28 protein-coding genes and 4 pseudogenes are annotated in these 23264 nt (G+C 39.4%); 5 read left to right on the plus strand and 27 right to left on the minus strand.

Annotated elements, in window-relative coordinates; genetic code table 11:
• From AB3Y88_RS12355 to AB3Y88_RS12420, 14 genes are all read right to left on the minus strand, one after another.
• On the minus strand, positions 1-262 hold a 262-nt coding region (locus AB3Y88_RS12355), incomplete at its 3' end, for a recombinase family protein (protein WP_367293451.1).
• A gap of 520 nt (positions 263-782) precedes the next feature.
• Positions 783-1697: a YitT family protein gene (locus AB3Y88_RS12360; protein ID WP_367293452.1), complete on the minus strand. Its 915-nt coding sequence runs from the start codon at positions 1695-1697 to the stop codon at positions 783-785.
• 1 nt (position 1698) lies between these two features.
• Positions 1699-1992 carry a hypothetical protein gene (locus AB3Y88_RS12365; RefSeq protein ID WP_261909634.1) on the minus strand — a complete coding sequence of 98 codons (294 nt, stop codon included), beginning with the start codon at positions 1990-1992 and terminating at the stop codon, positions 1699-1701.
• Positions 1993-2003: 11 nt separating this feature from the next.
• Positions 2004-2966 (minus strand): hypothetical protein, encoded by a 963-nt coding sequence (locus AB3Y88_RS12370; protein ID WP_261909633.1) that lies wholly within the window; start codon positions 2964-2966, stop codon positions 2004-2006.
• Between the two features lie 16 nt (positions 2967-2982).
• A complete protein-coding gene (locus AB3Y88_RS12375; protein ID WP_367293453.1) occupies positions 2983-3768 on the minus strand; it encodes an HAD family hydrolase in 786 nt (261 codons plus the stop codon).
• Entirely contained in the window at positions 3750-4718 is a 969-nt protein-coding gene (locus AB3Y88_RS12380) for an SIS domain-containing protein (RefSeq protein WP_367293456.1), read from the minus strand. Before AB3Y88_RS12380 ends, AB3Y88_RS12375 begins: the two co-directional genes overlap by 19 nt.
• A 79-nt stretch (positions 4719-4797) precedes the next feature.
• Positions 4798-5631 (minus strand): PTS system mannose/fructose/sorbose family transporter subunit IID, encoded by an 834-nt coding sequence (locus AB3Y88_RS12385; RefSeq protein ID WP_261909632.1) that lies wholly within the window; start codon positions 5629-5631, stop codon positions 4798-4800.
• Positions 5632-5649: 18 nt separating this feature from the next.
• Positions 5650-6453 (minus strand): PTS sugar transporter subunit IIC, encoded by an 804-nt coding sequence (locus tag AB3Y88_RS12390; RefSeq protein ID WP_261909631.1) that lies wholly within the window; start codon positions 6451-6453, stop codon positions 5650-5652.
• Between the two features lie 38 nt (positions 6454-6491).
• A complete protein-coding gene (locus AB3Y88_RS12395; RefSeq protein WP_261909630.1) occupies positions 6492-6962 on the minus strand; it encodes a PTS sugar transporter subunit IIB in 471 nt (156 codons plus the stop codon).
• Positions 6962-7381, minus strand: a complete 420-nt coding sequence (locus AB3Y88_RS12400) for a PTS sugar transporter subunit IIA (RefSeq protein ID WP_261909629.1) — start codon at positions 7379-7381, stop codon at positions 6962-6964. The genes AB3Y88_RS12395 and AB3Y88_RS12400 overlap by 1 nt, the downstream gene beginning before the upstream one ends.
• A gap of 20 nt (positions 7382-7401) precedes the next feature.
• A complete protein-coding gene (locus tag AB3Y88_RS12405; RefSeq protein ID WP_261909628.1) occupies positions 7402-7575 on the minus strand; it encodes a hypothetical protein in 174 nt (57 codons plus the stop codon).
• Positions 7576-7629: 54 nt separating this feature from the next.
• Positions 7630-8082, minus strand: a complete 453-nt coding sequence (locus AB3Y88_RS12410) for a PfkB family carbohydrate kinase (RefSeq protein WP_367293454.1) — start codon at positions 8080-8082, stop codon at positions 7630-7632.
• 41 nt (positions 8083-8123) lie between these two features.
• Complete coding sequence (locus AB3Y88_RS12415) at positions 8124-8939, minus strand: ABC transporter substrate-binding protein (protein ID WP_261909623.1); 816 nt, start codon at positions 8937-8939, stop codon at positions 8124-8126.
• A 92-nt stretch (positions 8940-9031) separates the two neighbouring features.
• Complete coding sequence (locus tag AB3Y88_RS12420) at positions 9032-9196, minus strand: hypothetical protein (RefSeq protein ID WP_261909622.1); 165 nt, start codon at positions 9194-9196, stop codon at positions 9032-9034.
• Between the two features lie 327 nt (positions 9197-9523).
• Here AB3Y88_RS12420 and AB3Y88_RS12425 point away from each other — a divergent pair.
• From AB3Y88_RS12425 to AB3Y88_RS12435, 3 pseudogenes are all read left to right on the plus strand, one after another.
• Positions 9524-10033: pseudogene (locus AB3Y88_RS12425) on the plus strand (IS30 family transposase); the annotation flags it as partial.
• A gap of 71 nt (positions 10034-10104) precedes the next feature.
• Positions 10105-10873 (plus strand): annotated as a pseudogene (locus AB3Y88_RS12430) (IS5 family transposase); the annotation flags it as partial.
• A gap of 12 nt (positions 10874-10885) precedes the next feature.
• Positions 10886-11311, plus strand: a pseudogene (locus tag AB3Y88_RS12435) (IS30 family transposase); the annotation flags it as partial.
• 148 nt (positions 11312-11459) lie between these two features.
• Here the strand turns inward: AB3Y88_RS12435 and mobQ are convergent.
• Positions 11460-13520, minus strand: a complete 2061-nt coding sequence (gene mobQ / locus AB3Y88_RS12440) for a MobQ family relaxase (RefSeq protein ID WP_261909641.1) — start codon at positions 13518-13520, stop codon at positions 11460-11462.
• 251 nt (positions 13521-13771) lie between these two features.
• Between mobQ and AB3Y88_RS12445 the strand changes: the two genes are divergently transcribed.
• Positions 13772-13999: a hypothetical protein gene (locus AB3Y88_RS12445; protein WP_080596121.1), complete on the plus strand. Its 228-nt coding sequence runs from the start codon at positions 13772-13774 to the stop codon at positions 13997-13999.
• Positions 14000-14021: 22 nt separating this feature from the next.
• Positions 14022-14300 carry a hypothetical protein gene (locus tag AB3Y88_RS12450; RefSeq protein WP_003646133.1) on the plus strand — a complete coding sequence of 93 codons (279 nt, stop codon included), beginning with the start codon at positions 14022-14024 and terminating at the stop codon, positions 14298-14300.
• Here the strand turns inward: AB3Y88_RS12450 and AB3Y88_RS12455 are convergent.
• The 12 genes and pseudogenes from AB3Y88_RS12455 to AB3Y88_RS12510 all read right to left on the minus strand — a co-directional run.
• Positions 14290-14430, minus strand: a pseudogene (locus AB3Y88_RS12455) (ATPase); the annotation flags it as partial. The gene AB3Y88_RS12450 and the pseudogene AB3Y88_RS12455 sit on opposite strands and share 11 nt — an antisense overlap.
• Before the next feature lie 20 nt (positions 14431-14450).
• On the minus strand, positions 14451-14636 hold the full coding sequence (locus tag AB3Y88_RS12460) for a hypothetical protein (RefSeq protein ID WP_010620892.1): 186 nt from the start codon (positions 14634-14636) through the stop codon (positions 14451-14453).
• 46 nt (positions 14637-14682) lie between these two features.
• Positions 14683-14964: a type II toxin-antitoxin system RelB/DinJ family antitoxin gene (locus AB3Y88_RS12465; protein ID WP_003660204.1), complete on the minus strand. Its 282-nt coding sequence runs from the start codon at positions 14962-14964 to the stop codon at positions 14683-14685.
• A 227-nt stretch (positions 14965-15191) separates the two neighbouring features.
• Positions 15192-16265, minus strand: a complete 1074-nt coding sequence (locus AB3Y88_RS12470; protein ID WP_261909640.1) for a replication initiator protein A — start codon at positions 16263-16265, stop codon at positions 15192-15194.
• Positions 16266-16767: 502 nt separating this feature from the next.
• Positions 16768-17145, minus strand: a complete 378-nt coding sequence (locus tag AB3Y88_RS12475; RefSeq protein ID WP_010492166.1) for a hypothetical protein — start codon at positions 17143-17145, stop codon at positions 16768-16770.
• A gap of 15 nt (positions 17146-17160) precedes the next feature.
• Positions 17161-17436, minus strand: coding sequence for a hypothetical protein (locus AB3Y88_RS12480; protein WP_056979268.1), 276 nt, complete (start codon positions 17434-17436; stop codon positions 17161-17163).
• 2 nt (positions 17437-17438) lie between these two features.
• On the minus strand, positions 17439-18488 hold the full coding sequence (locus AB3Y88_RS12485; RefSeq protein WP_261909639.1) for a ParM/StbA family protein: 1050 nt from the start codon (positions 18486-18488) through the stop codon (positions 17439-17441).
• 132 nt (positions 18489-18620) lie between these two features.
• Positions 18621-19055: a hypothetical protein gene (locus AB3Y88_RS12490; protein WP_261909638.1), complete on the minus strand. Its 435-nt coding sequence runs from the start codon at positions 19053-19055 to the stop codon at positions 18621-18623.
• 254 nt (positions 19056-19309) lie between these two features.
• Positions 19310-20401, minus strand: a complete 1092-nt coding sequence (locus tag AB3Y88_RS12495; protein WP_261909637.1) for a restriction endonuclease subunit S — start codon at positions 20399-20401, stop codon at positions 19310-19312.
• The gene (locus AB3Y88_RS12500) at positions 20394-22463 is read right to left on the minus strand and encodes a class I SAM-dependent DNA methyltransferase (protein ID WP_261909636.1); all 2070 of its coding nucleotides are present in this window, start codon (positions 22461-22463) and stop codon (positions 20394-20396) included. Before AB3Y88_RS12500 ends, AB3Y88_RS12495 begins: the two co-directional genes overlap by 8 nt.
• A 115-nt stretch (positions 22464-22578) precedes the next feature.
• Positions 22579-22851 carry a DUF536 domain-containing protein gene (locus tag AB3Y88_RS12505; protein WP_315972252.1) on the minus strand — a complete coding sequence of 91 codons (273 nt, stop codon included), beginning with the start codon at positions 22849-22851 and terminating at the stop codon, positions 22579-22581.
• Positions 22852-22941: 90 nt separating this feature from the next.
• Positions 22942-23264 (minus strand): helix-turn-helix domain-containing protein (locus tag AB3Y88_RS12510; RefSeq protein ID WP_367293455.1); only part of this gene is annotated, 323 nt, incomplete at its 5' end.

Raw genomic sequence — 23264 nt, forward strand, 5'->3', positions numbered from 1 at the left:
CATCTAGGGTGGCACCCTTATTTTGAATGGAGTTCATGATCTTAGTCAAATCATGGTTGTTTCTGCCTAAGCGATCTAATTCAGTGACCAGGACAATATCGCCTTCACGGATATAGGCCAGCATTTTTTGCAGTTCAGGTCGCTTGGTGTTAGCTCCACTTAATTTATCCGTAAATAATTTATCAACGCCTTTTAAGGCCGCTAGCTGTCGATCTAAATGTTGCTCTTTGGAACTCACACGAGCATAACCAATTTTAGCCATTTTCAGCCCTCCTTTTGGACAGTCCTAATGAACATTTGTAATTCCTAGTATAGCACAGAATCAAAAAAGGCCACTAGGGTATACCCTATTGGCTAAAAACAAATAAAAATTAGGTCAATATTGAGAAGATCAGCTAATAATTATCAATTAAGAGCATCTTGTTTTTCCTGGACCTTTGTCATTAGGTCATTGCTTACACGTGTCAAGAACTCTTTATAGTCATCTTCCCCCCAATGGTTATATCTGTTTGCTTCTTGATCGTTTTCGTGGGTCTAGAATTTTTGGTGTTGGAAAGTATTTCCATTCCAAAAGTACTAGGCCCGCAAAAACGTGTACACCTATATGTGCACAAGCTATTAACCCTCAGTATGATGCGTTTAAGCAGGCCACCAGGAACGGTAAGCCACCATTACAGACGAAAACACCCCCATCCATTAGCCTGAGATGAGGGTGCTTAACAAACTGACAAACCTACAACTGGAACCAAACTTCATTACTTGTTTCGGACCACCAATTTAACTCAGTCAACACTAGGCTCAATAAACGCTCCAGCCATTTCCACAACTCGTGTGCTAGAAATAAATGCCCGGCTATCCTTACTCCTAACGGTAGCCTGGAGGTCTGCGAATTCGGCTCGAGATATGATTGTTAGCAAAACCGTCTTACTCTCATGCTTATACCCGCCTTCTGTATCCTTAAACACTGTAATTCCATGCCGCATCTCCTTGTGAATAGCGGTAAGAATTTCATTTGCTTTACTCTGATTCGTTACAATCATTACCTGTAGCCGCTGTTGCCGCGTGTACAACAAATCCATCGCCTTACCACAAATAAAAATAGCGATTATAGAGTACAATGCATGCGGCCACCCCTCCAGAAAGCCAGTTGCAATAACCACGCACGCGTTAACGGCAATGCTGACCGTTCCAACTGAAATATTAAAGTATTTGTGCAGCACCATACCTACTATGTCGGTTCCACCACTTGAGAGACCATTACGTAGAGCTAAGCCAATGCCCGCACCGTTAATGACTGCACCAAAAATTGCACAAATCATTGGATCCCGAACTAGAGGGGTCAGCCCACTAGTGAGATTAATCAAGACCGACGAACTAACAACGGTAATCAAAGTAAAAACCGTAAACTCGCGACCAATGTCACGCCATGAAATCCAGATTAGCGGCACGTTAATGATAAAAATCAGGTTTGCAGTGTTCATGACGTCCGTTACTGCAAGGCCACCAATAGAAAAGTTGAGGTAGCGGCGAAAAATAATAGCAATGACTTGAGCCACACCAGTGACACCACTCGCAGATATGTGCCCAGGCATCCAAAATAAGTTAAGAGCAATACTTAGGCAAAAACCATATATCAGCGAGATCATTAATTTTCGCCATATTTTTTTGGAGCCCCATCCCAACTCCACTTTCGTCATCCTACACACCACCGTTCTTACGCAATTTTTTGCTTGCGATTCCCATGACGCCACGATATTTGGCAATGGTCCTTCGCGCGATTGCTATGCCTTCACCCGCTAAAAGTTCTGCAATTTTCTGGTCACTAAGCGGGTGGCTATTATCTTCGTTCCGGATAATTCTACGAATACTGGACATGGCCTTGCTATCAGCGGATTCACCTTCGCTAGTTCCGGACCTATTGGTAAGCAAATCTCTGACCGCAACTATCCCGATAGGACTGTCGATATATTCACCAGAAATCGCTCGACTCACAGTTGACTCTGCTACACCGACGATCTGGCAACGTCCCGAAGTAATAGGTTGCTAATAAACTTTTGCTCGCCCTTTAGGTATAACCACTGCACGGCAACAATCGCCTCTACAACCGCACTAATCGTTTCTTCACGGCGTTGTAGCATACCGTCAACATCATGGAACTGCATGGCAAGTGATCCTAGGTAATCCTCAAGTTCCTTGTCGTCATGAGCACGTAATTGGTCATACTCCGCAGTATTAAAAATTAACTCCGGTCGTCCAAATTTCGTCAAATATATTCGATAACCAGCCCCATCAGGCCGCACTTTAATATCCGGTATGCGGTACTGAGTTTCATCATTCCAAAATGTTGCACCTGGCCTGGAGGTAAACGTACCAATAACTCGCTTAGCTTCGGTAAAGTCCGTCACGCTGGCTTCGGTACCAACAAGTATTCTATGAATATCATTGTGCAAGAAATCGTGATAATAGTTCCGCAATATCTCCAGTACTAGCGGCGGGCAACTATCGATTTGCCGTGCCTGGATAATCAATGATTCCTGTATACTGCGTGCGCCGACACCGGCCGGATCTATACTTTGCAGTAAGGTAAGGGCATCCTCGAATTCAACAAGACTCACACCATTAGTAGCAATAAATTCGTCCTGATTGAAATTGAGAAAACCATCCCGATCGAGTTGACGCGCCAAAAGGCTTACTAACCTACGCAGTGTTTTTTCACTATACCGCAATTCAATTTGAGTCTCCAAATAATCATACAAGTTAGTGTATTCTGGACTGTTCACTCTTTCGAATCCACTGATATTAATATCGCCACTGTCACTGACATCAACTAGGGGGTTACTCAAACTCAAATCGTTCAAGTATTCTTGTAGGCTAAAACCATCCATTTGCAGTACTTTCAACGACTGCTGCATCGTTTGTGTCAGCTGCAAGCGCTGGTTCTGCCTGATTGTCTGCTCTATGCCCATGGTTTAGCCTCCCCTACTATTTGAGTGTCTTTCGAATTTCATCCATACCGCTGACTATACGGTCAGCCCTCGACTGATCAACATTATATTGTGCTTGATCAACTGCCCAAGTGGTCATACCTGCGTCCTTGGCCGCCTGAATTCCATTACTGCTATCTTCAATCGCCAAACACTGGCCAACTTCAACGCCTAACTTTCCAGATATCTCGACATAAATATCGGGTGCGGGTTTATTGTTCGGTACAGCCTCACCGCTCAGCACTTGGTCAAAAAAGGGGCGTATATGACACTCTGACAACATGCGGAAAATATCAGCATATATACCAGCCGATGCGAGTCCAATCACCATGCCATGGGTCTTTAAGCTCTTTAACAAGGTAACAACACCCGCGTTCAAAAAGCGGGAATAATCAATTGGATGAGCGTCTTGGTATACGAGGTAATCTTTACGCAAAACCTCACGTTGCTCAGGGTCAGGGACCAAGGCTGCCCAAACTTGGTTGTTAGACATCCCCAAATAATCGTGAATATCCGTTGATCCGGGATTCAGTCCCTTCTCTTCAAAATAACTCATTCGCCGGTTAAAATAAAACTCCTCACTATTAACTAGAACACCATCCATGTCAAATATAACCGCCTTGAACATACTACCTAATAGCCGCGTCACATCACGACGTAGCCCCTCCTTCCATAAACAATGACACCCATAAACCACCAGAAGGAGCGGCATCCGCCGCTCCCCAATGGTGGTACTAATACACTTTTGGCATAACTCGAGAAAAATTAGTAACTCAATTTCCACATGTACCGGCGCTTGGACAGCGGGTGGTCGCGCTTGGATGCTAGTTCCTCTTCGTAAACTCGGAATACACCGGTCAGTAACATTGGGTTGAAGTAGTCAATAACGTGTGGCCCAGCGATAGATGCAAGCCCGAAGTCCTTGGCATCAACCAAGGTAATCTTCGCATCAAACCGTTGCAAGAATGTCAGCGCACGCATATCCATTGGACGGGTGCTACCATCATTGGCAAACAACAGGTATGGTGCATCCTTTTCAGTTAGTTCAAATGGGCCATGGAAGTATTCCCCGGAGTTGTGCATTGGTGCAGAAATCCACTGCATTTCTTCAAACAAGAAACTGGCAGTCGCATAACCCGCACCCCAGGTAGCACCACTGGCCAATACGTGAATTGTTTGGTCATCCTTGTACAGCTCACCAAACTTCTTAGCCTCAGGGCCAACATGCTTAACTTGCTCGTCAATCAAGTCATACAGACCATCAAATGCCTTCTGGGCTTCATCATAATACTCGTACCCTTCAAACTGGTTCTTAATTTCAACCGCCAGTTTAACGGCATTCGTCATCTTTTGAATCTTAGCGGAGTAACTCTCATGGAATCCGTGAATAATCTTGTACTGTGCGGCTTCCAGAATTGGAGCATCCGGGTTGTTGGATAGGCTAACGACATTAGCTCCCCATTTAACGGCGTTCTTTGTTGCTTCAACCGATTCAGGGGTCGTACCACCCAATGATGCTGTAATCACAATAGTCTGACCATCGATATTCTTTGGGGCATCATAGTTAAATTCATTGGCAGTAATAATTGCCGTCCGGACACTCTTCGTTTCGTGAAGAGTGAAATAGTATGCTGGATATAAATCGGACATCGAAGCCCCACAACCAACAAACAACACCTGATTGATATCGCCGTGATCCTTCTTAATCGCTGCAACAATTTCCTTAGGTGACATAGTACTCATAATTGAATTCCTCCTATATAATTTTTGATTTGGCTTTTAACCAACCGAATCCAGACTAATTGAAATAAATTTATGCAAAGATTCCCAAAACGCTCAGCAAGATTCCACCACCAATGCAGAAAAGTAGAATCCAGCCCGTACCAACCTTCTTCCGTAGCATCCAGTACATCAGGAATGTGAAGGCCAGTGGGATCATCTGTGGGAAAATGCTATTCAATGTTTTTTGAAGGTTGAACGCACTCCCCATCTTGATTGGGGTAGTGATGCCAATCATGCTGGCAATCATAGCCCCAATCACCATCAACCCAACGATGTTCACCAAGTACATAACGCGGGTCATTAGGCCGCTACCGGTTAAAATTTTTAAATATTTCTTCCCAGCGGTATATCCAAACTGTCCACCCCAGTAAGTAACTGCAAACGAAGGTATAAATGAAATGACCATCGCCAAAATCGGCCCCAAAATACTTCCGTGTTGGGCTAAATTGATCCCCAAGCTAAACGCCAATATTCTGAGTGTTCCCTGAAAGAACGAATCACCCACACCAGATAAGGGGCCCATCAAGGATGATTTAACGGCGTTAATTGAATCTGGGTCCATTGATGATGGATTCTTCGCGTATTCTTCCTCCATCGAAGTCGTTAAGCCCAAGACAAAGGAGCTAGTTTGGGGAGTACAGTTGTAAAAAGCCATGTGCCGCTGATAAGCGGCTTTTTTCTTGTCCAAATCTTCCGGCTTACTGTATAAACGATTCAATGTAGGGGCAATGCCATATAGGAACCCCATGTTCATTTGACGTTCATAATTCCAGGAAGCCTGTATTGCCCATGAACGCCATGTAAACGACCACGACTTTTTCCGTAAGTCCTTACGCTGTTCAGTAGTTAAGCCATTGTATGCCATCTTTGCTCACTCCTTCCATCAGAGCTCTTCAAGATCGTCATCATCTGTATCGCTGCTAGAAGCATTACTGCTAGCAGGCGTTTCAGTATTACCTGTTTTGGGCATAAACTCATTAACAATCAATGCCAACAGAACTGCGAAAATAGCTACCCCGGTAACTGATATATTTGCGTAGGCCGTAATGAAGAATCCCAAGAAAAGATAGACGGCGGTCTTCTTTGACAGCATCGTTGACATCAATAGTGCGAACCCAAAAGCCGGTAAAATCTTGCTTGACAATGTCAAACCGTTTGTCAGCCAGTCAGGGATCTGTTTAACAATTTCGCTAACCACACCGGTACCAAAGTAAATCGCTATAAACGTTGGCACAAAATACATTAACGAATAGAACACATTTCCCCACACGATGTGATAGCTTAGGGCCCGTTTAAACTTGCCTTTATCAATATCACGTTCTGCCATATGCGATAGCGACGACATCAACATACGCACAACAATTCCGAGTAATTGGCCAAACACCGCAATTGGAATTGCAACTGTCAGTGCCGCCTGAGCAGAAGTGTTAGACAGGATAGCAAATGCGGTAGCAATAATTGAACCCAATACCATATCCGTGGCCACCGCAGCTCCGACATTAACTAGACCCATCGAAATTAATTCAAGTGAGGCACCAACCATTAGACCCTTTGTAACATCGCCAAGAACTAAACCAACTAGCGTACTGACAATTAGCGGCCGTTCAAGATTAGACCGACCAAACATTCGCGAGTCCAGCATGGCAACAATGCTGATAATCCCAATCAACAATGCCTTTATAAGCATGATATTCACGCTCCTTTCCGTCCGTACAACCTTAACTACTACAATTTATGGTTCAGAATTTCCTTCTTGGAGGTTGGCACCTGCTGCATAAATAATGAAATGCCCATCGAAGCCAATTGCCTGCTTTGCTCTACTTCCTCATCGGTCAAATATATTGCGTTGCTGTAGCGCGTTGCTCCCGGACGATCCAAAATACCACCATAATTGATTTCCGGAACAGCCCCAAACGTTTGAAAGAATTTATACGTCTCGCCTACATTGCCAAAAATAAGCATGGTGTTCTCTTTCAACGCTTTAATCTTGGGGATTCGTTCAATTGCTTGTTCAACCGTGAAGAGACTGAGCTTAATGTCGGCTGGCTTCGATAGCTTTAACGACATACGCTTAAATTCGTCGTTTGCCGTACCAGTATCAATCACCACAATACGTTCAATGCCCAGCGCTTTAGTCCACGAAAAGACAACCTGTCCATGCATTAAGCGATGGTCAATTCGCACCAGTTTAATCATTACAAGTCATCCTCCTCTCCATTCTTTTGTGCTGCCAACAAACCATTAACATCAACGAGTGCCTGTTGTGCTGATTCAACAACCTCCGCCAGTTTGTCTTTATCCTTAACCGTGCTTTCAGCTAATAACTGCAAAATCAGCGGTAAATTCATTCCGGCAATCAACTCCACGCTTGGATAATCCTTTAACAGTTGAATCATTGTTGTGTTAACCGAGCCACCCAAAACATCCGTGCAAATAACAAATTCTTCCTCAGGATGTTGCGTGAGTTCAGCCTCAATACTGTAAACATATTTACTTTCGTCACTATCAACGTAAGCCGCATAAGCTGATAGATTGGGAGTTTCCCCCATAATAAACTTCACTGTATCCTGCATACCTAGCGCCAAACGTCCGTGACTTACCAAAATGATCCGCATACGCGTGCCTCCTTTCATTGTTAATATCTGCTTAACCAATAATCCGGTAATCCACGTGAGATACCGCTGATTAGTTCTGACATCGACGCACCACAGCCAACAAAGGCTAACGTATTAATGCCTTGTTGCTTAGTAATACTTTGAACCATCTGTTGAACTTCTACCAATGACGTGGTCTGTACTTCATTTTGCATACTGTTTATTCTCCTTTTTTCAATACGTACTATAACGTTATATAAGAACTAACGTTAAAATGACCGTCCGAAACCGAATGACCCATTAGTCATGACCTGCTCAGTTGCAAAATCCCGAGCCTTTATCATGGACTCCTCGATAGAATGAGTTTTCTGTACCCACTCTATCGAAAAAGCAGTAATGAAGGCGTCACCCGCTCCCATAGTGTCCACAGCCTTTACTCGAACAGCATCCTGCCAGTAAAACAATCCGTTACTATAAACAACGGATCCTTGACTGCCTAATGTGCATAGAACACTATCGCAACCCGCTTTTTCGACGAAGTGGCATAAGCTCTCAACATCACCTTTGGACATACCACCACACGAAAAGCACGCCAAGTCTACCTTATCTGCCACTTGAGCTATCACTTCATCGGTGAATAGATCTGAGAAATCATATACTTTGGGAATCTTGACTAGATCCAGATACTCATCGGCTGAACCGTTAATATTGAAATGCGCCAATTTTCATCCCTCCTCAGTCCGGTACGTGTGGCCGATCATTTTTATTGTTGAACATACTTAGTCTCATCAATGACCCACTTGGAGTACTGTTGCTTATTGGCTTTAATAACTTGGTTGACCTTTTTAATCAGATTCTTCGATGTACCCTTGGGCATTGCTACCGCGGCACCAACACTACCATCATCGTGGCTAAAGTTGGTCTGCTTCAATGAAGGATTTTGGCGTAAAAGCACTTTGGTAGTGGGAAGATCAATACAGAAAGCATCCGCCTTGTTGTTTGCAACGGCCAGCGCTAAATCAGTAGCCTTAGAGAATGTCTTCAAGGTAGCGTGAGGATACATTTTTTGTAACATTGCTTCCTGAGTTGAATTATTAACTACCGCGATAGTTGCCCGGCTCAATGCTTTAGTATTGCCATTAAATTTTTTGAAGTCTGTCTTTCTAACTGTAATAGCGGCGGTACTCTTGTAGTAGATATTAGAAAAATCGGCTGCCTTTTTACGCTCTGGTGTTGGACTTAATGATGTCACCAACATATCCACCTTTTTGGCCTGTAATGCAGGTAGTAACCCGTCCAAATCCATCTGTTTAAATTGATACTTAACGCCCAGTTTCTTTGCAATGGCTTTAACCAATTTAATATCTGAGCCTCTAAATTTGTCCCTGCCATTGGTGCTAGTGTGGAATTCATACGGGGGATTGGAACTAACAATACCAACCACTAATGTTCCCTTCTTCTGAATTCGGCCCACATCACCATCGCTCGAATCATTGGCCGACTTGCCACAGGCTGACAAAGAAATTATTGCCAGTAAAGCAACGACAACTCCAATAAATATCTTCCCTTTTTTAAACATAGAATTCCTCCATTTTCGCAACACGTTATAGAACGTCATAACAATTTCAGTGTTCTCATCATATACTCACAACTTTTTAATGTCAATGGGAATTAAATTATTATTCTCACATAATAATAAAACGTTACAAGCAATTTCTGAATTTGGCCCACATCACCATCGCTCGAATCATTGGCCGACTTGCCACAGGCTGACAAAGAAATTATTGCCAGTAAAGCAACGGCAACTCCAATAAATATCTTCCCTTTTTTAAACATAGAATCCCCTCCATTTTCGCAACACGTTATAGAACGTCATAACAATTTCAGTGTCTTCATCATATACTCATAACTTTTTTAACGTTAATGGCAATTAAATTATTATTCTCACATAATAATAAAACGTTACAAGCAATTTCTGAATTACCGGTTTCTACTTTTTGGACAACTAACTATGATCACCTACTAGAAAAACACCTTGAAGAATCTGGCAGAAAAGTAGACATCAGGTAGATTGTAAAATTAATCCGAACGCTGTTCGGACAAAAAAGATCAGCTCCTAAAAAATGGGTTTGTGGTAAACACCATTTTTTAGGAGCTGATCTTTTGTCCAGTATAACCTATTTTGAACGAATTAAAATCGAAACCTTTTGTGAACTAGGGCTGTCCAATATCCAAATGGGCGTTCGGCTGAACCGATCACCGTCAACAATTTCTTATGAATTATCTCGATGTCAACCTTATCAGGCTGAATCAGGACAAACAGATGCCGAATACAAGCGATCACGATGTGGTCGGAAAACTAAGCTGAGCGATGAGTTAAAGCAAAAAATTCTCAACCATTTACGTCTAAGCTGGTCACCAGGAATGATTGCTCACGAATTTAAACTAGCTACTAAATCTATTTATAATTGGTTAAATCAGGGGAGAATTGATTTTCCCTTGAATGATCTACCTGAACATGGTGTACGCCAACGGCGTAACGTTGACCAACGGTCCACATATAATCAATCATTGGGGAAATCAATTGAATAGCGTCCCATAGTGGTTGATCAACGTAATCGCATCGGTGATTTTGAACTAGATACAGTCGTTGGCCCTCGTGGGCATAGTAAGAACGTGTTTGGATACTTTGACATTCGATTTGATTTTAGTTAAATTAGATTAAAAACAGGAGTTTTTAATCCATGAAAAGCTTTGCACACCATTATAGTAGCGACATCTCTCGTGAACAATTTGAACTAATCCGGACAGATCTAGAAGGCATACGTAAGCGGACTAAGCCAAGAAAGGTTGATTTATATGATATCTTTTGTGCCCTGCTTTATACCTTGAAAAATGGGTGCGTTTGGCGCGATTTACCCAGCGATTTTCCTAAATGGGAAACCGTCTATTATTACTGGTTACTTTGGACTAAAACGCCATCTCCTGCTGGTATCACTCCTCTGGATAAGGTTTTAAAAAAATTGTCAGCCAACATCGGTTGGCTCAGAAGCGTTCAGTTTATACATCGTTCATCATTCTAGATGCTCAAAGTGTCAAGAATACCGATCCTGCTGAAAGTAGCGGCTACGATGGTGGTAAAAAGGTGAGTGGGATTAAGCGCCATCTTGCTGTAGATATCCATGGGCTGCCGATGGCAGTCCATGTGACAACCGCCAATGTGCTACTGGCGTTAAACAAATCACAGTTTGACCTGGTTCAACGAGTAATGGCCGATGGTGGTTATACTGGTAACAACTTTGCTCAATCAGTTCAGGCATGATTAACGCTGAAGTCATTATTGCTAAACAGAGTGACCTTAGGCACGGTCAAGTGACCCCGCAACGCTGGGTTATCGAACGCAGTTTTAGCTGGCTAGGAAAATATCGGCGCCTCTGGCGCAATTGTGAGCGAAAGCTGAACACCAGTAGGATGATGATTAGCTTAGCCTTCCTGCGAATACTCTTGAAAAGATTCCAAACACGTTCTAAGGCAGTTTTATTAACTTTAATCGCTCACAAATCACGGTTCCTTTGGGCATACCGGTTAAAAGATCGGACGACAGTGACTGTTAATGAAGCACTAACTAAGTTCCTAACCACTTTTAATGGTCCGGTGCACAGCTTTACTGTGGACCGTAGCACTGAGTTTAGTGGGCTAGTATCACTTGAATCACAATATGGTATTAAGACCTATTACTGCCATGCTTATACGCCAGCTGAACGTGGTAGTAACGAACGCTTTAATCGGAATTTACGTTATTTTTATCCTAAAGGGACTCGTTTTGAGCACATTAGTGCTCAAGATTTAACGACGACGTTACTCCAAATTAACCAGCGACCGCTTAAAATACTCGACTGGCAAACACCATATCAGGTTATGCTGACAAATTTGTCCAAAAATTCGGATTAAATTTGCAATCTACCGATCAAATAAAAGTAGTAACTGAAGTGAACCCATAAATTGGAGTGAATTTCTAATCTGCTAATTGGCTGGTATATTTCCGGTATTTTACCGGGGACCACCATTCATACCAATTAACCAGTCGCTAATTTTTTGATTACAAGTGCATGCCCCCATCTTTATGCCGGTTTCGAGTTTGGTGTTGCCGTTGCTTTTTCGTCATTTCCCACTCAGTCTCCTTTAAACCTTGCGCCTGTCTTTGTCGTTGGTAACCTTCATCACGAGCATATAGAACAGTCATGATCGCGTCACTAAAGGCCGTCTTTAAGTAAAAGTCTGGACTAACCGGCTTGTAGTTCAGCGGTTGATAATGTCCGATATTTGCTTTTCTGTACTGGTCGTCCTTGGCTTGTTGCTCTTTTAACTGCTTTTGGATTTTCTCGATTTGACTGTTCTTAATCGTTGGATCGACTTTGCATTCGCCAAAAAAGATTTGTTTAGTGCCATCATGCTTTAAAACCCGTTGTAAGTGATGATTTTCTAACTGATCTAAGCTAAGCTGTCCCGACAAATAAGCTAACCCTAATTGATGTTCTTGGGTACTGAAAACCTGTGGTGGATTTGCTTGCCATTGTTCCATTGTTTCGACTTTTAATGGCTTTAAAGTTGGATCATAGTACATCACGGCTGTATAAACCTGTTCCTGTTTACCTAGTGAAAGATCATCTAAATCACCATTGGGAAAGGCCCTTTTCAATACTTCATGGTATTGCGTTTTAATGACTTGCTTAACGGCCATGATTGCCTGTAGGTCTTTGACTGCGCGAGTAATCTTTTGCTGTTCGGTTGGTGAATATTTCTCTAGTAACCCTTGATCGACGTGTTCTAGACTTTCTAAGTTATCGTCATGAATCATCAGCGTATATTTCAGTTCGATTTTGACTTCCTTTTCCTGTTGCATTAATAACTTCCAGCCAACGTATGGCCGTTTGGTAAAGGTCAATAATTGTTGGGTCAACAAATCATCACGAATATTCATTAAACGTTCGTTTAATTCACTACCCTTGAAAACTGTTTGTTCGCTATCGGTTTCCTTAATTAATTCTCGTCTTTCAGCTTGCGTGGTCTGTTCAAAGTTAAGCTCTGGATAAAGTTTTTTCGTAGTGCGATCAACTACTTTATTTAAGAGTTCATCTGCTTTTTTTAGTGAACTTTCTTGTTGGTTAATTGTCAATAATTGTTTAGTCACATCTTCACCAACCGCATGTTTAATTAAGGTGCTGTTTTTCCAATTAAATAGCATGCGCCGCTTATCATCTAAGTTCTCCAAACTGATATAAGTTTTCAGTTCATGGCTTAGCTCTTTAACTACCCGTTTTTCATTAAACGAGAAGTGTTTACTTAGGCTATCTAAATGACCTCTATTGATTGCTTTTTCTTGGTTATTTTTATAACTGGCTTTGGCCTTGCGATAGTCCTTAACTTGTTGATTAAATTCTTTTCTTTCATGCCGCTTACTATTGATTCCCTCATGTTGAGTTGGAACTTCATCTATTCCTTGATTTTCAAAGGATTTTTCGCTGATCCGATCGGGAATATTTTTTTGCTCTAAAACTTGATTGACACTAACCGCCCAATTGTGCCGCCATTCAGTTATTTTTTCTTTTTTATCCCAATCAACCAACCAAATTTTTCGGTTTCTCACATTCCCTGCAGGGGTCTTAGTTTTATTACCATGACTATCTAAAATGTATTCGGTTTTTGTTTTCTGTCCCCAAGTACCATCGGGGTTAAATGGGCGATTGGTTAACATCACATGAGCGTGCGGATTATCTGGGTGGTCGCGATGAATTGCCACGTCGGCTACCATGCCATCATCAACAAAATTTTCTTGCACATATTTTGTCAGTAATTCTTTCTGTTCGGATTCACTTAATTCTACCGGTAAAGCCACGTTAAACTCTTTTGCATACCGTGAGTTTGATTTACGATCTTTCTTTTCAACCTCATTCCACAACTGTTCTCGATCACTGGCCCATGCTGGTGCATTTTTTGGCGTCAAAATAAAGCTTTCTGGCATAACCGAGCGGTCATAAAAATAGTGGCGACCTTCCTTATCATCAAATAGCTTTTCACCACTTCGATAAGCGGCACTGGCAATCGCACTTCGTCCTTTACCAGCACTAATATTACTAAAACTCATGTGAAAAATTGCCATGTCGGTCACCACCTTTATTTGGGTTTATGGGTTTGATTTTGTTGTCGCCATCGGCGACTTCTAATACAGGTTTTAATAGGCTTAGCACAACGTCATCAAAGATGACGTGTAAGTGCGCATTGACCTCGTTTCACTCGGTCTTCTGATTCTCTTAACTTTAACTTAGTGTATGCCTTCCGCTTCGCTATTTCAACTTTTATCCTTTGACTTAACGTTTCCCTTATGATATAGTGTCGATGATTATTTCTAATATGATTGGAGGGATCGTTATGTCTCAAAGTAACTTAGAAAAACAAGAAGATAAATTAAAAGCCCTTAATCAAAAAATTAAGGACGAAAAAAATAAGATTGAACAACGTCTAGGTAAACAAATCATCAGTCAAGCCAATTTAGATTATGCTAATTTGTCTAACGATCAGATTAAGCTTTTAGCCAAGCAATTTTCTGAATTTTTAAAGGTAAAGTCCGTAGATCATTAGCCATACGAGATGGGGAAATTCCATGTCTAATCAATATGAAAAACTAGTCGAGCAGCAAGCGCGTTTAAAACAAAAAATTGAGCGGGAAGATTTTAAATTACGGCAATCTAAATACTATGAAAATCGGCAAGCCCGCAAAGCCCGTTCTCGCCGATTAATTCAAAAAGGGGCTTTATTAGAAAAGTACTTTCAAGCTAATAACCTCTCGGTCGAACAAACCGAAGAACTTTTAAAAACATTTGCTGACTATGTTAACGCCCATAAACCGGATAAATTAAAAAACGATCAACCTAATAACTAGGCCGATCGTTTTTATTTTCAGGATTGTTTTTTGGTTTGACTTTTGGGTTCTGATCTGCAAAATTTTGTAACTGCTTTTGCACCTTTTCTGGATAAGTAATATTTTGGTTTATCCAAGGAAAATTCCTCAATATATATTGGGGTTTATCTATCAACGGACAAAGTCCTTTCGCTTAATAACCTCATCTTGCCTTTTATCTAAAAAGTAGGTATATAAAGCGTCATATACTTTGCGCTTTTCTGGGTCTGGCTCATGTAATGACTTATCAAGTAAATCTTTTAAATCAGTTTCTTTGGCAATTTCAAAAAAGTCATTAATTGTGATTGTATCTTTCATGTTCATCACACTTCCAAGTTATTAATTTATTTAATCTGATAAGCCATTAGTCCTCATCTGGATCATTGAGCCAATCAGCGACTTCTTTAGCGTCTTTGAACTCTGTTACTGGTGTCTCTTTGGTAGCCTTTAAAAAGCGTAAATTAGCTCGTTCTTCTTCGCTTAAAGACACATTAAAAGGTAAGGCACCATTAGCAACAATCCGCTTATAAAACATATTGATCGCGGTAGTTGGGTTTAGACCTAACTGGCTTAAAACGGCTTCGGTATTATCTGCCAATTCTTTGTCAATCTGGACTTGTACGCGTTTCTTTTCCTTAACTGCCATGATTTTCTCGCCCCCTTTTTATTACTACTCACATTATACTAATCTTTGAGTACCATCTCAATTAGCCTGCTTCTTTAAAAGTTGTGAATTTAAGTTTGCTGTCCTTTCCGCAATGGCACTTATACAACGTTCCTAAAGTGCCCGTAAGCGCATTTTAAAACTCGTTTAATATAATTATGCTCTATCTGTTTAAAACAGCTTAAATGGCCTTATATAGCTTTTTAGTTTTAAGCACGCTCATCGTTAGGGTGTTTGGCCGCATATTCTCTAGCCGCTTGTTTATTCCACCAAACGCCAAATAGGTTTTGCATGGTGCCGTACAAGTAGTTTTCCACGTTCTTGATGTGCTTCTCATTGCTTCTAAGGGCGTTAAAGTAGCGTCTCAAGGCTTTAGTCATCAAAGGTTTAAGTTCCTCATCATCAAGTGGGATTATGACACCAATATCTTTGTGATCTTTCTCAACTCGGTACTTAGCATTTAAGATAATGCCAATGAACCGGCGCATTTGTTGTGGAGTTCGGCACCAGAAGCTAAGTAATTGCACGGCTTCGGGTTCTAAGAAAACGGGGAGCCCACTGTCTTCATCAGTTAAGAAGTCATTAGCATGGTTCACCAAGTCCTGGTTTTGCTTTTCTAGTTCTGCTGGTGAGAAATTGACTGTGGAAAAGTCCAACTTTTGAGTATCTATATTGTATCTATTAGTATCTAAGTTATTAGTATTGTATAGATTGTGTCTCATTTGTGCTAGTCCGCTTGTATCAAGGGTTCCAGCCGTTTCTTGTCGAGCTTGCATTTGTGCTAGTCCGCTTGTATCAAGGGTTCCAGCCGTTTTGATTTTTTCTTGTCGAGCTTGCATTTGTGCTAGTCCGCTTGTATCAAGGGTTCCAGCCGTTTTATTAGCAAAATCCTGTTTAATATACACGTCTTTTGCTGTAACTTCCAAATCAGCAAGGTAAAGTCGATTGGGTAAATTTTTCTTTTTCTTGGGATCAAATCCTTGATTAATTTGGAATAACAGTCCTGCTTCTTCCAACTCCTTTTTTACTTTTGATATTTTTCGGTCGCTCCAACCAAATAAATTTTGTAATTCATGATTGGTAAAAATAAAGTACACTCTATTTTCATCATCTATCCAATTATTTTGCAATGAGTATTCCAAACGATCACGCAAAACTACATAACCTAATTTCGCACTGTCACTTAGTTCTTTATATTTTTCGCCATATAATAATACCTGTGGTAGTTGAAAAAACTTAGTTCCATAAGCATTTTGTGATTGAATAAAATTAAATTGTGTCATAATAAAAACTCCCTTTCTTGACTGACACACGCTGTCTCAAAAGAGAGTTGCTAAAACATTTGATTTGCTTTAAAATACAAATCTGATATGCTCTAACTAAATTACAAAGCATTCATTTGCTGTGAGAACTTTGTAATTTACCAGCATGTGTCTGTTTGTGAGTTGCCCATTCGGCAACTTTTTTAATTTCTAACAACAAAAAATGGACTAAATAGCTCCAGTTAGCTACTTAGTCCATTGACTTCAATTTGTTTTTAACTATCCTTAACTTGTCCTTTTGGACTGGTTTGCGGTATAATTAACCTACAAATTAAGAACAATGTTCAGTCGATTTTCACCGGCAAGTTAAAATCGACTGAATCTAAGTAGCTGTCCTATAGCTACTTGCTAAACCAAAAATCCCTGATTCCTCGTGAATCGGGGATTTTTCTGTTTAGCTTGATCTCTTTATTCGGTTGTTAAATTAATCTTAGTCTAGCATAGCGCTTACCTAGCGGCAACTTTATTTGGTCTTGTATATTTTGCCAGCTTTTGGTTGAAACCAGTAGGCGATAGAAGATACCAGTAAATATTCAAATAATATAAAAACACTAAAATGCTTGGCTGTATTAATATCAAAAGCACTAAACACGAGGAGCATAAGTAACCCGCAAAAATACGTGATAAACAGAGACATTATCTGTAAAATTCTTACGACAATACGACGGTTACCGCTGATTCTTTCAAATAATAGCTGTAACCAATACTGCATTGGAAATAACCACTGTCGAATAAAAAAGCGGTCATCTACCAGGTGATTTTTTGCAATTCCAATGGCTGGGATTATCCAAAAGACAATAAGGCTGGTAAACAAAAATATAACACTTATTGGAATTCCCATAACAAGGCCCTCTTTCTAAATATCATTGTCTGAAAAGGCATTAAATCCTCCTTGCAAGCGTTCTTTGGAATCAGATGATGATTCTGTGCTATTTTTAGGTGCTTCTGGAGCTTTTAATTCATCTTTAACATAAGGATCACCTTGAGCCTTTAACCGTTCAATTTCGTGAATTAAAGCGGTTTTAACAAGGGTGGTTTTAGGAATTAATGATTTATCAAAGTAATCAAGGATTTCTTTGTCGACAATTTTCTCGGGATTTAGTCGGACGTTCAAGGTTTTAACTTTTCCCATGATTACTTGCTCCCTTCGTTTTGAGCTTGTTGACTTAATCCGTACTTATAAAAGCCGTTAACATTAGCAACTTCTGTATTTTTAACAATAACTGCGTTAGTGAAAGTAGTATTCAAGATTTTTTGGTTAAGCAAATTGGCTCCACCACCGGTAAAGAACAAAGTATCAATGCTATCAAGGTTTTTTAAGGTTGAAGTCACATTGGCAACTAAGCGCCGGGTAAACCGGTCAATTTCCTTGCAAACCAAATCAGTAATATCATCTTGACGATTTTTAGAAAATCGATAGCTCCAATGATGTTGCTGGTTTCCCTTTCGTAAATCTTTTTCTAATTGATAAAGGCTAGTATCACCATTAATCCCGTTGGCAATGGCTTCATATAGATCATTTACGCCGGTATTAAATTGATGGCGGTTTTTGCCACTTAGCTCAAAGTTTAAAATCGTATCAATCAGTATTGTTCCACCACCTACGTCAACAATGCCGACTTTTTCGTCTAATAGATCTTTATTCTGGATAAAGCCTTCATCATCTAGTAATTCGTTATATAAGGTGCCGATTGGTTGTGGCAAAATATAAACTTTACGAACTCTTACCGTCACGATTTTATCGTCAATAGTAACTTGGTGTTGGCCCTCTAAGACTTTTAATAAAGCTTTTAATTGTCCTTGGTCAGCATAATCTCCAGTTGGAAGTCCAGCAGTGACGACTACTTCTAAAACTTGATCTTTAGCCGCTTGGAAATCACTTGCTAGTAATCCCAGCGCAAAATTGGCTAGTAATTTAAATGCTTCACTATCGTATCGAGCACCATACATGATTGTATCCGCTAAATATTCGTCAAGGTGAAGTCCGTCAATATCTCGACCCCATACGTACTTATCGTCGCTAAAAGGGACTGAATAAGTGTGTAGGTCATTATTCATTGTAGAATTGCCAACTGACATCGGCATGTCTGCTTGGTTTAAATATCTTGAAGGCAGTACATATTCAGCTTTGCTGCTTTTTAATTTTGTCTGCTTATTTCCTAAATCTAAGCTAAAAATATCCATAAGGCACTCTCCTCATTCTGCATTGCATTTTGTATATTAAGAATACCACATTAGGCACAAAATACAAGCAAAAAGCGTTATTTTAATTGCAAATGAAGTTAACTGCATTACAAAAAGTGATCCTTTGCCTACTTAACTGTGCTTTCCAAATTGCCACCAATGTTTCTTTTTGACAATTTTTTGTTCAATTTGCTTAGCTTCAGTTTTCTTATCCGCCAAACGTAATTGTTGTTCATGCTCTAGTAATGCCTGTTGTTTTTCCAATAATTTATGCAGTTGCTCGATTTGGTCTTTATAGTCATCTAATTGTTTTCGATCCTCTTGTATTTGATCTTTTAAATACTCAATTAAGGGGGTTGAATTGTTTAAAGCGGATTTTAAAGCACTTGACGATTCGTTTAAATTATCGACTTCAAAATGCTCTTTTATAAGCTTTTGACCCTTTAAGTTTATTTTCAACGAACCATCAACAGTTGAAAATTTCCGTTTAAAATCTTTGTCAATAAACTGGTAGATAGCTTGTTTGCTAACACCAATTTCCTTGGCTATTTGCGCAATTGTTTTCATTGTTTCACCACTTTTTATAAAAATTTTTAATTCAAAATTTGATCAATTGTTCAAAAGCCTCTAGTTAAAATTACTTGTATCAATTACGTTCTTGAGCAAGATTCAATTCTGTTCTTGCATTTTTTAGACGTTCACCAAATTTTATAAATACCCTTCTGATTTCGAAATAATTATGCTGATGAAACGTAAAAAGAGCAAGCAATGATTCTATGCTCGCTCTTTTATAGACGCTTTTTGATAGTTATGGACCCTAATTAATCTTTTCTTAGTGGCATTGATATAGATGTAACTTCCCTGCCTAATAAGTACTTAATATAACTTTTTACTAGTTGCCAATCTATCCTACCGCCTTGGTCAACAGGTAATTTTATTTTTATTTCACTAATTCTCTTCTTGGTTACCATGTATTCCCAACTAAACAGCATCGTATTAAATGTTACTTTATTTATTGCCGCAGATATAAATATTAGCTGTTCAATCGTATAACCTTCGTGTGAAAGTGACACAACATGGTCATCGAACCCATATTTATAATTCTTAGCGTCGGCCCAGCCAAACATATCTACAGAAATGCTTAGATCATCTGAAAATGGAACATTATTCTCTTCACTAATGTATGAAGAAATACCATGATTAGTGACACCAGCTGTCACAAATGGAATCGGTCCCTTCTTTCTTTTTGACTTTACCAACCGTTTTCCCCTTCTAATATCATTTTCCTCAGGGAATAAATCAGATATTGAAAAATCTGAAAAACTAGCTTGCTTTATATCAAAATCCTTAATTGAATTAATACCACTATTGTTAAGCAAGTTATACCTAGAATTGATTTCTGTATCTGCTCTTGAGCTAACAACTCGAATGATTTCTTTAATATCTTGGTTCATTTTTTCCCAATCAATGTATCCATTATTCAACGATGGTAAAACAATAAAGGTATTGCTAGCATTATCTCTCGTAAATTTAAGTCCATAATCATATAAGCCACGTGTGGCCTTTTTAAAGGCAGATACGATGTAGAGACAAGTATTTTTGTTTAGGTGTGGCTCAATATTCTCGTAAGGATATAATCCTTGAACATGCGAATACCCGATAAATGGAGACGGTTGATAAAATATTCCATCAGATGTGACAGTATCACTAAAGGTAATCATATTACCCTTTTCTGTAGGTTTTAAATTTGTATAGCCACCAATCCCATTATTTAATGAAGAATTGGCCACAACTGGCACCTTCCCAGAATGAGCAAACAACTTACTATTTGTGAGACCGTAGCTTTTTGTTGGGTGTATGTTAAACATGTCTCCAAGTCTGAACTTACTAAATTGCTGTTTGTTTTTAGTCATTATCAGTCTCCACTACTTTTGTGACCTCATAAGCAAGGTAAGATCGGACAACTTTTTCAAAGTCTTTAACATCTGGGGTATTATCTCTCGTAATATGCTTCTTATACTGCCAATCACCACCATCTGGGGAAATTACATCTTTAAAGTAATTTTCCTTTAAAGAAAAATAGTGAAGTGTATCCGGGTTATCATATCGGATTAATCTCACTAACTCATCGTAGTGACCAGGTGCATCAAAATCATTAAATAAATTTTGTTTAGCCTTCTTTCTGTTTGTACGACGATAACCATCACTTGAAAAATCAACAAACTTAACTAAAGACTTGAAGTCATGAGGAATCCCTACTTTAAAAAGGAATATAGCTGTCTGGACTCCTGATTTGCCTAAAAATAAATCTCCTGGCATATGAATTGAAGCGACCAATGAATTATGTGCCAAAATTCTCATCTGCATATGTGTGAAATCCGGTCCACCTGCAGATTCTTGGATAATAATAGCGGCGTTTCCTGAATATATATTTGTATTGCTATTTGATGTATTCTTTTTTCTCATTAGCTCAACCCCCTTTTCCAAAAAATTCAGCCCATGCCCAGGTGCCGAATATGGTGGATTAAGGAGGAATACATTAGCAGGAAATTTTTCGTCTTTTTTGCCCTCAGGAAATCTATAGCACCCATTGAAAGCAAGCGAATCGTCATTAATTATATTTGATGATCCGTCACCCATTAAAATCATGTTCAATACTGCTAACATGTACATTTCCGAGTTCTTTTCCACCCCTAAAAGCTGTTTTTCTTTTACATGTGTAATAATTTTCTGACGTTCTAATTCATTAAACTCATAAGACCTAATTGCATCCTGTAGCATGAGGTCCATGGATGAAACCAAAAAGCCGCCAGAACCAGCCGTTAAATCCCATACATAAGAATCCTTATTTACACCACAAAGTTTGGCCATCATCTTTGTTACATATCTTGGTGTTAAAACTATGTCATTTTTCCCAGAGTCAGGTACTTGAACCCAACTGTTCATAGTGTCAAATAGTTTTCCAGTGAAGTCTAGCATGAATCCTCTTGAGTAAAAAGGAAGTATATGATTTACCACATATCTATATATAGTCTTTAACTTTGACTCTCCTTGACTATAACCAACATTAGGATCGGATAAGGACTCGGTTAAAAATATATCAGTTAGTTTTCTTTTAATTTGGTCTTTTTTTCTATTGGGAATCTGCTTGTGTTTCAAAAAATCAGCCACTGCGTCATTGATTTTTGCACCATCTGATCTCGTGGAAGTTGGATCTAATCCCTTCAAATCGTTATATGGTAACGGTTCAAAATCCTCAACTGTGGAAGATGGCATAGATGCCATTATCATGCCCGAAACTAAATTAACACGGACACTTACGTCAACACCCATATCATTAAGTAATTCATTTAGGTCTTTTAAGACAGTAGATAAGTCTAAATCATATTGATCATGAATTTCCTGTCTTTCCTTATCAGTAAGTGTCAATTGCCTAGTGCTTTTCATAAACACTGAGAAATTCTCTTGATCTAAAAAGTCAAGATTTGAGAAATCACTAATCTTTATTGGTTCACCATAATTAGTCTTACTTACATAATAGGCGCTAATTGTAGGCCTCAATTGTCCCTTATGCTCTATCCCGTCAGAAACACCAATGGCAATAACTTCATCATATGAGGTATATTCAAGCACAGCATTAGCGTAAAAAATGGCACCATTAACAGCATAGTTATTAACTGCTGAAGTTTTTATAGATACTCGGCCGTCATTATCATACTTAACGTGCCTGTCAGCGTATCCCTTATATTCAAACATAATTGGAATATCAGTATTTGTCTGTGGATCTCTACAAATTTCTTTATTATCTGGCCTCGCAATGCCTTTATTACCAATCTTCGATCCAGATCGTTTAAAAGCTTCTTCAATTTCATTATTCAATGGTATATTCTCAGGATAAACTTTGGTAAATAACTTACTTATTTTATCATCAGCCCAATCCTTAACTAATGCTTCGATACTAGCTGGTCTTGTCATTCTACAACATCCTTATCTTTATAATTAATAAATATCCTATTTCAATCAGATAATAGCAGTTCCGCCATACGTATTCAGTCTATATCACTTACTCCTTGATGGAATCTTAGAACTGCTACCAAAAATGCCACCAACTTTTATTGGTCTTATTTTTATGTATTCTTTCTTGTCCCTTATTAGATTCAGCAACTTCTCTTTTTAGTTCTTTATTGATTGCTTTTGGCTTTTGAGTTGGACTAGAGGGCTCAAGTAAGCCACTTAACTTACGAACATGTTTTTTTAATTGTCGATTTTCTGCTACTGTTTCTAATTGTAATTGTTGCTGCTGATCTAAGGATTGTTGTAAATTTGCAATTTGCTGATCTTTAACATCAAGTTGCTTCAGCAAGATATGATCAATATTTTCGTTCTTTTCGTTCTCATAATTAAAGATAACTTTATGTAATTACTCTTAATTATAAGCTTATCTCATATAATATCATCTTTGAACCTTAAATTTTTTCCGGTAACGAATAAAGGTGGTCCGCTTAATGCCGGTCATTCTGGCAATCTCCGCGTCACTCATACCGGTTTGGTAGAGTTGAAAGGCATGCTGCAGGCGGGGATCGTCTTGGGTGTATTGGGGTTTGCGCCCATGATATTTACCCTGCTGCTTAGCTAAGGCAATCCCTTGCTGCTGGCGCTCAATGATTCGCTTACGTTCACTTTCGGCCTGATACTTATAGAGTTCAATAATCAAGTTGGTCATCAGTTGACGTAAATTTGGGTCAGCAATCCCTGTCATGGACGGTAAATTCAACA

This window comes from Liquorilactobacillus satsumensis (assembly GCF_964065465.1).
In the GTDB taxonomy this organism is placed as follows: Bacteria; Bacillota; Bacilli; order Lactobacillales; family Lactobacillaceae; genus Liquorilactobacillus; species Liquorilactobacillus satsumensis.

What these genes read in the sequence shown, in the direction of transcription:
- AB3Y88_RS12360 (WP_367293452.1), bottom strand. Translation starts at nt 1,697, where the DNA reads ATGACGAAAGTGGAGTTGGGATGGGGCTCCAAAAAAATATGGCGAAAA.
- AB3Y88_RS12380 (WP_367293456.1), bottom strand. Translation starts at nt 4,718, where the DNA reads ATGTCACCTAAGGAAATTGTTGCAGCGATTAAGAAGGATCACGGCGAT.
- AB3Y88_RS12460 (WP_010620892.1), bottom strand. Translation starts at nt 14,636, where the DNA reads ATGAAAGATACAATCACAATTAATGACTTTTTTGAAATTGCCAAAGAA.
- AB3Y88_RS12445 (WP_080596121.1), top strand. Translation starts at nt 13,772, where the DNA reads ATGATTGGAGGGATCGTTATGTCTCAAAGTAACTTAGAAAAACAAGAA.
- AB3Y88_RS12495 (WP_261909637.1), bottom strand. Translation starts at nt 20,401, where the DNA reads ATGACTAAAAACAAACAGCAATTTAGTAAGTTCAGACTTGGAGACATG.
- AB3Y88_RS12475 (WP_010492166.1), bottom strand. Translation starts at nt 17,145, where the DNA reads ATGGGAATTCCAATAAGTGTTATATTTTTGTTTACCAGCCTTATTGTC.
- AB3Y88_RS12395 (WP_261909630.1), bottom strand. Translation starts at nt 6,962, where the DNA reads ATGATTAAACTGGTGCGAATTGACCATCGCTTAATGCATGGACAGGTT.
- AB3Y88_RS12490 (WP_261909638.1), bottom strand. Translation starts at nt 19,055, where the DNA reads ATGAAAACAATTGCGCAAATAGCCAAGGAAATTGGTGTTAGCAAACAA.
- AB3Y88_RS12390 (WP_261909631.1), bottom strand. Translation starts at nt 6,453, where the DNA reads ATGCTTATAAAGGCATTGTTGATTGGGATTATCAGCATTGTTGCCATG.
- AB3Y88_RS12465 (WP_003660204.1), bottom strand. Translation starts at nt 14,964, where the DNA reads ATGGCAGTTAAGGAAAAGAAACGCGTACAAGTCCAGATTGACAAAGAA.
- AB3Y88_RS12500 (WP_261909636.1), bottom strand. Translation starts at nt 22,463, where the DNA reads ATGACAAGACCAGCTAGTATCGAAGCATTAGTTAAGGATTGGGCTGAT.
- mobQ (WP_261909641.1), bottom strand. Translation starts at nt 13,520, where the DNA reads ATGGCAATTTTTCACATGAGTTTTAGTAATATTAGTGCTGGTAAAGGA.
- AB3Y88_RS12385 (WP_261909632.1), bottom strand. Translation starts at nt 5,631, where the DNA reads ATGGCATACAATGGCTTAACTACTGAACAGCGTAAGGACTTACGGAAA.
- AB3Y88_RS12405 (WP_261909628.1), bottom strand. Translation starts at nt 7,575, where the DNA reads ATGCAAAATGAAGTACAGACCACGTCATTGGTAGAAGTTCAACAGATG.
- AB3Y88_RS12480 (WP_056979268.1), bottom strand. Translation starts at nt 17,436, where the DNA reads ATGGGAAAAGTTAAAACCTTGAACGTCCGACTAAATCCCGAGAAAATT.
- AB3Y88_RS12415 (WP_261909623.1), bottom strand. Translation starts at nt 8,939, where the DNA reads ATGTTTAAAAAAGGGAAGATATTTATTGGAGTTGTCGTTGCTTTACTG.
- AB3Y88_RS12400 (WP_261909629.1), bottom strand. Translation starts at nt 7,381, where the DNA reads ATGCGGATCATTTTGGTAAGTCACGGACGTTTGGCGCTAGGTATGCAG.
- AB3Y88_RS12470 (WP_261909640.1), bottom strand. Translation starts at nt 16,265, where the DNA reads ATGACACAATTTAATTTTATTCAATCACAAAATGCTTATGGAACTAAG.
- AB3Y88_RS12450 (WP_003646133.1), top strand. Translation starts at nt 14,022, where the DNA reads ATGTCTAATCAATATGAAAAACTAGTCGAGCAGCAAGCGCGTTTAAAA.
- AB3Y88_RS12485 (WP_261909639.1), bottom strand. Translation starts at nt 18,488, where the DNA reads ATGGATATTTTTAGCTTAGATTTAGGAAATAAGCAGACAAAATTAAAA.
- AB3Y88_RS12420 (WP_261909622.1), bottom strand. Translation starts at nt 9,196, where the DNA reads ATGTTTAAAAAAGGGAAGATATTTATTGGAGTTGCCGTTGCTTTACTG.
- AB3Y88_RS12370 (WP_261909633.1), bottom strand. Translation starts at nt 2,966, where the DNA reads ATGGGCATAGAGCAGACAATCAGGCAGAACCAGCGCTTGCAGCTGACA.